At 30.6% G+C, this 11,893-nt stretch carries 10 protein-coding genes and 3 tRNA genes; 5 read left to right on the forward strand and 8 right to left on the reverse strand.

Features of this window, described 5'->3' with window-relative positions; genetic code table 11:
- Nucleotides 1-107: 107 nt before the first annotated feature.
- The 6 genes from KKE07_03490 to rapZ all read right to left on the reverse strand — a co-directional run bounded on the left by KKE07_03490 (nucleotide 108) and on the right by rapZ (nucleotide 6,870).
- Nucleotides 108-1,574: a metallophosphoesterase gene (locus KKE07_03490; GenBank protein ID MBU4269914.1), complete on the reverse strand. Its 1,467-nt coding sequence runs from the start codon at nucleotides 1,572-1,574 to the stop codon at nucleotides 108-110.
- Between the two features lie 75 nt (nucleotides 1,575-1,649).
- Nucleotides 1,650-2,312, reverse strand: a complete 663-nt coding sequence (gene cmk / locus KKE07_03495; GenBank protein MBU4269915.1) for a (d)CMP kinase — start codon at nucleotides 2,310-2,312, stop codon at nucleotides 1,650-1,652.
- Nucleotides 2,309-4,099: a single-stranded-DNA-specific exonuclease RecJ gene (recJ, locus tag KKE07_03500; protein ID MBU4269916.1), complete on the reverse strand. Its 1,791-nt coding sequence runs from the start codon at nucleotides 4,097-4,099 to the stop codon at nucleotides 2,309-2,311. Before recJ ends, cmk begins: the two co-directional genes overlap by 4 nt.
- 5 nt (nucleotides 4,100-4,104) lie before the next feature.
- On the reverse strand, nucleotides 4,105-5,610 hold the full coding sequence (gene lysS, locus KKE07_03505) for a lysine--tRNA ligase (GenBank protein ID MBU4269917.1): 1,506 nt from the start codon (nucleotides 5,608-5,610) through the stop codon (nucleotides 4,105-4,107).
- 60 nt (nucleotides 5,611-5,670) lie between these two features.
- Complete coding sequence (locus tag KKE07_03510; GenBank protein MBU4269918.1) at nucleotides 5,671-5,952, reverse strand: septum formation initiator family protein; 282 nt, start codon at nucleotides 5,950-5,952, stop codon at nucleotides 5,671-5,673.
- A 9-nt stretch (nucleotides 5,953-5,961) separates the two neighbouring features.
- The gene (gene rapZ, locus KKE07_03515; GenBank protein MBU4269919.1) at nucleotides 5,962-6,870 is read right to left on the reverse strand and encodes an RNase adapter RapZ; all 909 of its coding nucleotides are present in this window, start codon (nucleotides 6,868-6,870) and stop codon (nucleotides 5,962-5,964) included.
- 30 nt (nucleotides 6,871-6,900) lie between these two features.
- Between rapZ and KKE07_03520 the strand changes: the two genes are divergently transcribed.
- The 4 genes from KKE07_03520 to KKE07_03535 all read left to right on the forward strand — a co-directional run bounded on the left by KKE07_03520 (nucleotide 6,901) and on the right by KKE07_03535 (nucleotide 8,812).
- Nucleotides 6,901-8,445, forward strand: coding sequence for a S41 family peptidase (locus tag KKE07_03520; GenBank protein ID MBU4269920.1), 1,545 nt, complete (start codon nucleotides 6,901-6,903; stop codon nucleotides 8,443-8,445).
- A gap of 70 nt (nucleotides 8,446-8,515) precedes the next feature.
- A tRNA-His gene (locus tag KKE07_03525) sits at nucleotides 8,516-8,591 on the forward strand.
- 57 nt (nucleotides 8,592-8,648) lie between these two features.
- Nucleotides 8,649-8,724: transfer RNA gene (locus KKE07_03530), tRNA-Pro, on the forward strand.
- Between the two features lie 11 nt (nucleotides 8,725-8,735).
- A tRNA-Arg gene (locus tag KKE07_03535) sits at nucleotides 8,736-8,812 on the forward strand.
- Between the two features lie 95 nt (nucleotides 8,813-8,907).
- Here KKE07_03535 and KKE07_03540 read toward each other — a convergent pair.
- Nucleotides 8,908-10,146, reverse strand: coding sequence for an exo-alpha-sialidase (locus KKE07_03540; GenBank protein ID MBU4269921.1), 1,239 nt, complete (start codon nucleotides 10,144-10,146; stop codon nucleotides 8,908-8,910).
- 163 nt (nucleotides 10,147-10,309) lie between these two features.
- Nucleotides 10,310-11,146 carry a hypothetical protein gene (locus tag KKE07_03545; GenBank protein ID MBU4269922.1) on the reverse strand — a complete coding sequence of 279 codons (837 nt, stop codon included), beginning with the start codon at nucleotides 11,144-11,146 and terminating at the stop codon, nucleotides 10,310-10,312.
- Between the two features lie 91 nt (nucleotides 11,147-11,237).
- On the opposite strand from KKE07_03545, the gene KKE07_03550 reads away from it, so the two are divergent.
- Entirely contained in the window at nucleotides 11,238-11,810 is a 573-nt protein-coding gene (locus KKE07_03550) for a hypothetical protein (protein MBU4269923.1), read from the forward strand.
- Nucleotides 11,811-11,893: the final 83 nt, after the last annotated feature.

Genomic DNA, 11,893 nt, shown 5'->3' on the forward strand with positions numbered 1-11,893 from the left:
ATTTTTAGAAAAGAGTGAACGTAGTCAAGTTGCAAATTTAGCGGCAAAAATTTTATAGTAAAAAAAGGGATGCGCAAAGCATCCCTTTCAAAAATTAACTTACAAAATTAAAAATATAAATATTCCCAAGTTTCATGATATTTTTTTACAGCTGTTCTGGTAAAAAAATTATTATTCTCTTTTTTAATATAACCATGAACATCACATCCTAAACTGTAAAAACACAATTCCAAATAAGACGGGTAATAAGATATATTTTCAATACCAAATTCATCATAAATTATAGAACTACTTATTATTGTATAAATTTGAGTATCTTCATCCAATAAGCTATGTTTATAAGTAAATCCGGGTGAATGATAATACCTTAAATTATCATATTCATCTGATTGCGGATTGCCTTTGGGTACCAAATGCATATGTCCATTATATTTTCTATAAATTCCCAACAACCTCATATCTGACAAACATGATTTATATGGCATTTCATAAACACCATCACCTCTATTGCTTGGTCTAATTCCATATGAACTTTCAGAGATAAAATCTATATCATTCCATAGGAGAAAATGAGCCATTTGTGAATTTATTTTTAAAAAAATTTTATCAGATTTAAAAAAATCAGCTTGTTTTAATATCGTTCTTGTCCAGCCACCATGACTAAACATAGAAAATTTATCTTTTTCATCTTTTGCAAAATAGGCAACAGGTAATAATTTGAAAAAATTATAAAAAGACTTGGTATCCCAATCCAACTTATCCATCAATTCTTCTGAAAAATCATACACATCTGATGTTAATGCTGAATCTTCGTGATTACCTTTTAAAAAAATAACACCTTCCCCATTGATCAATCTTAATATCATAAAAATTAAAACTATATTTAAAGATTTTTTGCCTCTATCAACAAAATCGCCAAGTCCTATAAATTTATAATCATTTGTTATTTTTAAATCTGAAGATAAAATTTTTCGATTTTCTATAAGATCCATTATAATTTGGTCAAAAGCTTCAAAATTACCGTGAAGATCTCCAATGACTCCAATGACTATATATCGCTCACCATTTTTAACGTCACTTTTTTTTATATAATATAATTCTTGTTTATCTAAACTTTCAGTATTTAAATTAATATCTTGTGCAGAATCAAACCAATATTCTTTGGTATTTAAAAGAGATATTTCATTATTAATTGATAAATCTAAAACTTTTTTTGTTAATTTTTCCAAAACTTCTTTTGGAGCAGAAAATATTTTTTTTAACTCAATATAATCTTTTACACCGGATAATTCCTCTAATGTTTTACTTTTGGGTATATCTATAGATAAAATTGGCTCTTGCTTTATATTAACTGCAGGTTCTTGCTCAATTTTAACTTCAGGAACATCGCTTCTTAAATATTTTTTAGAACGTAGATACGCGTCCCACGTTTTTTCTCCATATTTCGATATAAAATCATCTTTAGACCATTCTTTTTTAACTTTTGAAATAGGAATAGATGGAGTCCTTTCCATCCCATAAAGAGCTATCATTTGCTCTAATAAAATAAAAAATAATAGAAATCGCTTATTCACAATTCACCCTCCCCAATTAAAAAATTAAATTAATTATAAATATTTTAACAATATGTAATAGAAAAAAGCTACTGTTTAAGTATTTTTTATATAAAACAAAATTTTAAAAAGAGTTTCTTCTTTTGAAAATTCAGAGTTATCAATAATAACTGCACCGTTAGGAATAACAAGCGGCGCTATTTTTCTCGCTTGATCTCTTTTGTCTCGAATCTCAAGTTCTTCTTTAACTTTTCCAAGAGAAACATCGTTATCTTTACGACCCTTGTCTTCAAAAATTCTTTTTGCTCGAACATCAAGCGTTGCAGTCAGATAAAATTTATAATCTGCATCCGGGAATATAATTGATCCACAATCACGTCCCTCGCAAACAATATTGTAAGTCTTAGCAACGATTCTTTGCAAATCCAATAATTCAGCCCTCACAGTTTCTATTGAGCTTAAAATTGAAGCTGCTTGCGAAATAGAATTATTTAAAAGTTGATCGGTAATATTTTTATTTTGATAAAAAATTTGTGGTAATTTATCCAGATATTTATATTCGATATTTTTTATAAATTTTAAATTATCGCTATTTATTTTATTAATATTTTCAAGTTTTGGATCTGTTTGTAACCAAACATATGCAACGGCTCTATATAACAAACCCGTATTTAAATAATAAATATTTAATTTTTCAGCCAAAGTTTTGGCAATACTGCTTTTACCGGATCCGGCAGGTCCATCAATTGTAATAATCATAAAAAATCTCCTGGTAAGCTTACATCAACGCCTTGAAGTTCAATACTAATTTTATCATTCCACTCATTTTTAGAAACATATGCAGCCAAATTAAAATATTTTTCTTTGTTTTTATTTAAATAATAATAAAGTTCCGGTCTATTAAAAAATATAACCGGTTTAATAACTCCATCAGCAAATACATTACATTTAACATGTTTTTCTTTTAATATTTGTGCATCTCCCTGCAATGTAACATTTTTTATTATAAAAATGGGCTGTTCATTACCATTTCCAAACGGCTCAAGTAATTCAAGCTCCGATAAAAAAGAATATTTTAAATCAGGCAAATCTAAAAAACCGTCTATTTTGATTTTTGGCACAAGATCTTTTTGGTCAACTTCTTCTAAAATTATTTTTTCTAGTCTGGATTTAAACTCAGGAAGATTTTTTTTATGCAATTTAAGTCCGGCAGCAAATGAATGCCCGCCAAATTGAATCAAAAGATCACTACACTTTTGTAATGCATTAAAAATATTAAATTCAGGAATTGATCTGCAAGAACCTTTTAATAATCCGTCCGAATCCAGATGTAATAAAATAGCCGGCTTACCATAATTTTGGGTTAGTTTACCGGCAACAAGTCCTATTACTCCGGCAGGCCAATCTTTACTTGCAGCTATTATCACATTCTCTTTTTCCAAATTTATTTTTTTATCAAAAATTGCAGTTTCCACATCCAAATAAATAGCTCTATCTATTTTTTTTCTTTCTTCATTTATCTGTTTTAATTTAAGCCCAATTTCTTCAATCTTATCCGACTGTGACCCAATTAAAAATTGTACTGCAGACCTAGGATCATCCAATCTGCCAAGAGCATTAAGTTGTGGCGCCAACATAAATCCAATATCTCTGGAATCGATTTTATTTTTATTTAATCCGCTGTTTTGGGCCAAAACACTTACGGCAAAACTTCTTTTTTTATTAATTTTATTTAATCCATATTTTACCCAATATCTATTTTCACCGGTAAGAAGTGCAACGTCAGCAACAGTTCCAAGCATTAAAAGTTCGTATATTTTATCGGGTAATTCTTTTTGTAATTCACTATAAATAATTGATACAATTTTAAAAATAGTTCCAACTCCTGCCAATTCTTTATATGGATAAAGACAATCGGATTGATTTGAATCAATAATTGCAAAGGCTTCAGGTATTGGCCCATTTGGTCTGTGATGATCCGTAATAATCAAATCCACCAAAAGCTCTTTTGCCAAATTTGCAGCGTCAAACGCAGTTATGCCGTTATCAACGGTAATTATTAATTTATAATTATTTTGGGCAGCTTTTTTTACAATGCGCTCGGAAAGTCCATAACCGTCTTTTATTCGATTTGGTAAATAAAAATTAATATTTGCCTTTAACGGCAACAGAGCAAGTAATAAAAGAGATGTTGACGTTATGCCGTCTACATCGTAATCACCAAAAATTAAAATTTTTTCTTTATTATTTATTGCATCAATTAATCTTTTTGCGGCCAATTCCGCATCTTTGAGCAATTTTGAATCAAAAACATTATCTTCTTTTGAAGTAAAAATAAAAGAACCGATATCTTTTTTAGTAATAAGACCACGAGTATATAAAACGGAAGCTGTCGGTAAACTAAAATTATTTTCGTTACTAATGCGCTCAACTTCACTTTTATTGATTTCAGGGATATTCCAAACAAATCGCTCGCCCTGTATTTTATTAAAACCTTGAAAAAGGCCGGCTTTTAAAAGGCCGGCCTTAAGCTTGTCTTTATTCACAATTGTTATTCTGATTTTTTTAAAGTTGGAAACAAAATTACATCTTTTATGGATGTTGTATCTGTCAATAACATAGTTAATCTATCAAGACCAACGCCAACTCCAACCGCAGGGCAAAGTCCATATTCCAACGCTTTTATATAATCGGCGTCATAGTGATGAGCTTCCTGATCTCCGGCATCACGTGCTGCAACTTGAGATTTAAATCTATCTGCCTGATCAAATGGATCATTTAACTCGGTAAAACCGTTTGCAAGTTCCATTCCGGCAACAAAAAGCTCAAATCTTGCTGCAAATTCAGGATTATTTTCATCTCTTTGTGCTAGAGGAGAAATTTCTATTGGATATCCAATAATAAACGTAGGTTGAACAATTTTTTCTTCTACAATTTCCTCAAATAATGCAGAAATTTTTGCACCATAACCGGCAACATTTGTAACTTCAAGATTATGTTTTTTCAATGTTTTATCTATGTTGCTCTCAGATATTTCACTTTCCAAAAGCCCACCAATTTCAACTAAAGAATCTCGCATTGTAAGTTTTCTAAATGGAGCGGTAAAATCTATTTGAAGTTCACCAAATTTAAAGTACGATGAGCCTGTAATTGCAGCGGCAGCAGAACTAAACATTTCTTCAGTTAAGGCTATTCCATCCAAATAGTTACCATGTGCCATGTAAAACTCAAGCATGGTAAATTCAGGATTGTGTCTTGTTGAAATACCTTCATTTCTGAAATTTCTATTAATTTCAAAAACTCTTTCAATTCCGCCAACAACAAGTCTTTTCAAATAAAGTTCCGGAGCAATGCGCAAATATAAATCCATATCATAAGCATTATGATGAGTAACAAACGGTCTTGCTGCAGCTCCGCCCGGAATTGGGTGTAGCATTGGAGTTTCTACTTCTAAAAATTCTTTATTAAGCAAAAAATTACGTATGGCTTGAATCAATTTAAATCTTTTTACAAATTTGTTTTTACTTTCAGGATTACTTAAAAGATCCAAATATCTTTGTCTATAACGCTGTTCAACATCAACAAGTCCGTGAAATTTTTCAGGCAATGCATGCAAGCATTTACTCAAAAGAGATATATCGCTTACTTTTAATGTAATTTGTCCAAGCTTGGTTTTAAAAACCGTACCTTTTACCCAAACGATATCACCGGCATCTATATATTTTTCAAAAATTTCAAAAGTTTTTGGTTCAAGTTCATCTTTTTTAATATAGATTTGCAAATCTCCCGATCTGTCTCTTAAATTTGCAAATAATGTCTTACCATGATCTCGTATCGTCATTAATCTTCCGGCAACGGAATATTGTTTGTCTTGAGAAATCTCATGTTCAAAATCATAAATAACTTTTTCACATTTGGAATCTACTTTTTTATAGGCAGGCCATGGATTAATTCCATTTTGTTGCATCTCTTTGACTTTATTAAGTCTTACCAAATCTTCATTCAAATTTACATTATCCGTATCGATTTGTGCTTGATTGCCATGCTTTACTGACATACAATATCCTAATAATAAAAGTAATAAAAATACTAATCAGACATAAATTTTAACACATTATTATTTATCTACAAGATATACAACTTCATCCTTTTCGCCCATCTGTAAATCTTGTCTTGCATATTTTTCCAACTCAACACTATTTTTTTTAAAATTTTTAATATTTTCTTCCAAATTTTTAATTTTATTTTCCAACTCTAAAATAGCAATCTTTTCAGCAGTTATATCTTTTTTTATTTGAAAATATTTTAAAATTCCTGTTTTACCCCAAATAATTGCATAAAGTATGCATAACGTAATTATAAATAAAACGCCAAATCTAACATAATATTTTTTATCCATAAATAGTTTTTACTCCTTTCCCAAATCTCTGTGTTGAACCAAAAACTTAGTATTCTCCCATTTTTCAGAACCTAATTTTTCAACAAAAGCCACCGATCTGTGTTTTCCGCCGGTGCAGCCTATTGCTACATTAACAAAAAAACGACCTCTCTCATAAAATTTTTGTACTGAATATTTCAAAAAATCTCTCAAATTACTCCAATATTCATTAACAACATCTTTTTCAAAAAGATATTTTTTTATAATATCGCTTCTTCCGTCAAGACCCTTTAGATCTTGTTCAAAATATGGATTTGGTAAAAAACGAAGGTCATAAACCAAATTACTTTCGGTTGGAACCCCATATTTAAATCCAAAAGATATTAAATTAACCAAAATTTCTTGTTGAAATGTCTTTGATAGCGAAGTTCGAACCCAATCTCGAAGATCATGAACATTAAAAACATCGGTATCTAAAACTATATCGGCCATAGCCATTATCGGTTCCAATAAATTTTTTTCTTGTTTTATTGCATCCAAAAGATTTGTATTCATGTCAAATAATGGGTGATTTCGTCTTGTTTCTTGAAATCTTCTTGTAATGGTATTTGTACTTGCATTCAAAAAAATAATCTTTAAATCCCATCGATCTCGTTCTTGATTTTTTATATTTTCTAAAAGCGTCGTAAAATCAGATAAGAAATTTTTGCTTCTTGCATCAACGCTTAAAGCAACTTTGGATAAATTATGCTGTCCGTGATATGCCAAATTCAAAAATGTAGAAAGCATAGGTAATGGCAAATTATCTACGCAATAAAAACCAAAATCTTCAAGTGAACGAATAAAAATCGTTTTACCCGCGCCGGAAAGACCGGTTATTATCAAAGCTTGTTTTGGTAATATTTTTTCTATACTATTTTCGTTACAATGTTCATTCATATTTTTAATTTTAAATAAAAAGGAGATACCATGAGCAAATTTTTTAACAAATTTATTGCATTATTAATAACAATATCACTTGTTTTATTAAATGGAAGCCTAATTGCAACAAAGAATAGAGTTAATCCAAAAGAGATCAAAAAGATAGATTTAAAACAAGAAAACAAACCCGAAATTTCCGATCCCAAAAAAGATATATATCCATGGCTTGGGACATTTGCTGAAGCAATAAGTCTTATCCAAGAAAAATCATTTAAAAAAAATGTTGATTTTTCGCTTGTAATTCAAGAAGCACTCAAAGCAGCAATGCCTTACATAGACGCTCATTCTGCCTTTTTTTCCAAAGAAAGTTATCAAGAAACAATGGAATCAACTTCCGGAAAGTTCTCCGGAATAGGTGTAAGCATAATAAGTAAAGCGCTTGAAGACGATACGCTTGCCATTGTTGATGTAATAGCCAAAGGTCCTGCAGACAAAATAGGAATAAAAGCCGGAGATAAGATAATTCAAGTAAATGGCGAAAATTTAAGAAACTTATCAACCGATGAAGTGTTAAATAAATTAAAAGGTCCAATAGACACCGAAGTTACTATAAAAATAGTACGTGATAAAAAACCATTGGAATTTAAAATAAAAAGAGAATTAATCAAAGATCAAACATCGCTTTGTTATAATATTAAAAATCAAAATATTTATTATTTATCGCTCAAAATATTTAACGAGCTTGCAGCCAATCAGATAAAAGATTTACTAATAAAATCCAATGAAGGCAAGGCCAAGGGACTTATCTTGGACTTGCGTAGAAATCCCGGAGGAATTTTGGATGCAGCAATTGATATGGCCGCACTCTTTTTGCCACAAAACAGTTTGGTAGTTGCAACGAAAGACCGATCGTTAAATGTTACTGCAGAATATAAAACAAGTTCCAATCCTGTTTTAAATAGTGAGATTCCAATTTTTATACTTATAGACAATTTTACTGCTTCTGCAGCTGAAATTTTAGCAGGATGCCTGCAATATTATTCTAAAAAATTAATAAATAATAAAACTAAAAAAAGCCAATTAATGGTCTTTTTGGTAGGCACGCCAACATTTGGAAAAGGATCGGTTCAAGAAGTTATGCCGATCAGTAACGGATGTGCACTAAAACTTACAACTTTATTATATTTTTTACCTAGCGATATTTCAATTCAAGCCAAAGGTATTGAACCTGATTTTTTAATAAAACCTAAAATTATACCTACGGAAGAAATGCAATGGGTTGAAGATTTTTATGGCAAAGAAAGCACATTAAAACATCATATTACAGCTGAAGAAGTTATAGGTGAAAAAATAGAAGAAAAAGAAAAAGTTCAAAAGAAACCTGAGCAAGTAGTGGAAAAAACTTGGGAAGAAAGACAGCAAGAAGCAATAAACCGCGACGAACAAATAAAAGCGGCAATAAACTTAACAAATTTGTTTAACTTTGCAAAACAATATACGCCCAAAATGGTCGATACTAGAGATAAAATGATAACTTTTTTAAAACAAAACTATGCATCCGATGAAACAATAAAATTGGAAAAAGTTGAATAATTTTAAAAAAATTAAGATTTTATCCTTTGATTTTTGTTCAAAACAACTTATAATGTTCTTGTATTTTGCGGTGAGCGTAGCTCAGTTGGTAGAGTGTCAGATTGTGGTTCTGAATGTCGCGGGTTCGAGTCCCGTCGCTCACCCCAAAAATAACTTTGATTCTATCGTTTTTTGATGTATCATATAAATCATGAAAATTTAGTCGGGGCGTGGCGCAGTTGGTAGCGCACTCGCTTTGGGAGCGAGGGGTCGCCGGTTCGAGTCTGGCCGCCCCGACCATTTTTATACCCGTGCCCGTAGCTCAGTTGGATAGAGCAACGGATTTCTAATCCGTAGGCCACAGGTTCAAGTCCTGTCGGGCACACCATTCTACGCCCTTCTAACATAATTTGATATAAAAAAAAGACCTGATAACTAAGAAATACAAGTTACCAGGTCTTTTTTAATATTTTATAAGTATTATTAATTATAAAATGCTTGCGGATCTAAAACCACATGTTTAATTCTGTTTCCATTTCCGGTTTTATCAGCTGTATAAACAATATGAATTAGTCCATCATCAGCCTTAATCATTGACGGATAACAATTTTGTTTACCTTGGCTGGGTGGCGTAGCTTCCAAAACTAAAACAGTTTTCCAACTTTTACCGTTATTTTTGCTTAAATCTAAAACCAATTTGCTGCGATCGCCACATGTACCATTTTTAACACCGTTTGGAAGGTCATTTCGAACAACTAAAATATAACCATTATCCAACTTTAAAGAATCCAATCCGGAACCGCAATCTCCACCGGCATTTGGAAGATCAACCTCTTGCTCAATAGGAGCCCAAGTTCTTCCGAAATCTGAAGAAACCGAAGATAAAAGGTATTTTGTTCCCTTACCTCGACAAATAGTCTTTATGCTGCCATTTCCCAAAAAAAACATAGTTGGTTGTATAATTCCGGTGATATTTAACAAAGAAAATTTTGAACTTTTATCTTTTTCTATACCCTTACCATTAAAAATATTATGTGGCGTATTTATTGGCTCAGATATCTCGACAAAAGAAATTTCGGATGTTTTAGGATAAAAGTTAAATGTTTCCATTCTAACATCCCAATTAATCAAACCTTCTACTGATGAGCCACATAAAAGCGTATTGTCATCAAGTCTAAGTGGCTTGCATCTTGTGGGACCTACAGATCCACCATATTTTGATAAATTTTCAGCCCATGTCCAATTATGGCCGCCATCAAATGATCTTTTTAGATAGCCGGTCCATTTTACAGGTGATTTACCTATTTTATAAAATAAAAACATTGTTTTATCATCAAATTTAAATAAAACCGGATTATAACAAGGCTTCTTTTTCTGTCCTGTAATTTCACTAGAATCAGCAACTATGAACGGTTCATCCCACACCCAAAGATCGTCTGAATTTTTAAATCCATGCGACAACCAAATTTTAACATCGGATTTACCTTCATCCGATCCACCAAAGTATGCAACAATCAAATGATCATCTGAAACGGAAGCTATTGTTGCCGCATGCATTCTTTTGTGATTTTTAGGTGTTTTAATAACGGGTAAAGATTCACATGATAAGATAAAATCTCGATTAAATTCGGTTTTTAATAATTTTATAGAAGATATAAGCCAAATTATAAGAAAAATTACTAAAAATTTTGCTGTTTTTACCATTCTTTTTGATAAAAGCATGAAACACCCCCGATTTATAAAAATATAACCCCATAATTAGTCATGCAATGAGTATAAAAGCATAACTAGTAATAGTATTATTTTTTTATAAAAACTTATCAAATGGGCACAAATGGAAAGAATTTGGCTACAAAAGCTTTCAGTAAATTACTATTTAAAAATCTTAATTTTTATCAATTTCTTCAAATCCTGTAAACCAACTACTATTACTAGTCTTCGGCCATACAATTTTATTTCCCTTTTCATCAATAAAAACTATTCTGTTTGCTTTTTTTAGCGCTTCATGACGAGGTCTAGTTTTGTCTTTGTCATCTTTGATCCAAATAATTATACCTTCAAATATTTTCTCCAGCTGATTAACATATCTGTGATCATCTAAATAATCAAGATAAACAATATTTTCAAGTGGTGTAACTTCAACTAATTTTCTGCCCAAAATTTCACCAATTTTTAAAGTCTTTTCTTTAGCTTTTGTATAAAAATCCGTAACATTTTTAAATTTTTTAAACCATCCAAACTCTGCGCCTAAGATAAAAAAAATTCCGCCAACAATCAGCCAAAATTTACCGCTTGATGCCGGTTTGGCCATAGTTAATGCCATAGATTGCATAGCTGAAGTTAAAGATCGAGTCATTTCCGATTGGGCTGTAAGCATTTCTTTTGTTAAAAGATGATCGTTCGATTCAAAAGAACAAGATGTAGATTCAAACGATTTTGTAATCTGTTTTTGCAAATCTTTTGAAATTGCAGCAAAAAAAATTAGCCTATTTTCTTCATTAGGCTCAAAACCGGATTTTTTAATAAGTTCATCTAAAATATTATCTTTGATTAATTGCTTATAAATTTTATAATCAAACAAAAGATCAAGAGATTCACCGGAATTATCAATATCTACGCCCAAATCCAAATATTTGCAGTTTAAATTTTTAAGTAATTTTTCAGTTTTAGTTCCAGAACAATTTAAAATAAATAGTATAAAAATAAAATAAAATCGCTTCATCCCTACCCCTTCCCAAATAAATCTTAAATTATTATGATTATAAACAAAAATATTGTTATAAAATCAAGATAATAGATATTGGGGATTAATTATGAAACAAGAGATATTTTTTGTCACAGGAAATTCGGGAAAATTTAAAGAAGTAAAAACATATATAGAAAAATATGTTCCGGAGATAGAGTTAAAACAACTAAAAGTTGATATAACCGAAATTCAGTCTATGGATCAAAAAGAAATTTGCATAGATAAGGCACTAAAAGCTTGGAGCATGATAAAAAAGCCTTTAATTGTCGATGATGGCGCGATTTATTTTGAAAAATATAACAAATTTCCAGGAACTATGACAAAATATGTCTATGAAGGTCTTGGATTTGATGGAATATTAAAATTGGTAGATAACGGCGACAAAGCATATTTTTTATTGCAAATCGCCTATATAAAAAATCCGGATAATATAATTTTATTTGAAGGCAAATCTGAGGGTACAATAAGAAAATTTGAAAAATTTAATGGGGATCCAAGTTTGCCATATGCAAGTATCTTTGTTCCAACCGGAAGTAATAAAATCTATGAAGAGTTAAGAAATACAAAAGAAGGTGAGCCTTTTATGCATAGAATAAAGGCATTAAAAGCTTTTGTTGATTGGTACAAACAAGAAGCATAAAAAATTATGGGGTTATTATGAAAAATATCAAAAATTCTATGTTCTTTTTTATATTTATTAATTTATTATTTTTTGCACACAAA

Source organism: Candidatus Dependentiae bacterium (assembly GCA_018897535.1).
Classification (GTDB): Bacteria; Babelota; Babeliae; order Babelales; family UASB340; genus UASB340.

What these genes read in the sequence shown, in the direction of transcription:
- cmk (MBU4269915.1), bottom strand. Translation starts at nt 2,312, where the DNA reads ATGATTATTACAATTGATGGACCTGCCGGATCCGGTAAAAGCAGTATT.
- KKE07_03520 (MBU4269920.1), top strand. Translation starts at nt 6,901, where the DNA reads ATGAGCAAATTTTTTAACAAATTTATTGCATTATTAATAACAATATCA.
- rapZ (MBU4269919.1), bottom strand. Translation starts at nt 6,870, where the DNA reads ATGAATGAACATTGTAACGAAAATAGTATAGAAAAAATATTACCAAAA.
- lysS (MBU4269917.1), bottom strand. Translation starts at nt 5,610, where the DNA reads ATGTCAGTAAAGCATGGCAATCAAGCACAAATCGATACGGATAATGTA.
- KKE07_03545 (MBU4269922.1), bottom strand. Translation starts at nt 11,146, where the DNA reads ATGAAGCGATTTTATTTTATTTTTATACTATTTATTTTAAATTGTTCT.
- KKE07_03550 (MBU4269923.1), top strand. Translation starts at nt 11,238, where the DNA reads ATGAAACAAGAGATATTTTTTGTCACAGGAAATTCGGGAAAATTTAAA.
- KKE07_03540 (MBU4269921.1), bottom strand. Translation starts at nt 10,146, where the DNA reads ATGCTTTTATCAAAAAGAATGGTAAAAACAGCAAAATTTTTAGTAATT.
- KKE07_03510 (MBU4269918.1), bottom strand. Translation starts at nt 5,952, where the DNA reads ATGGATAAAAAATATTATGTTAGATTTGGCGTTTTATTTATAATTACG.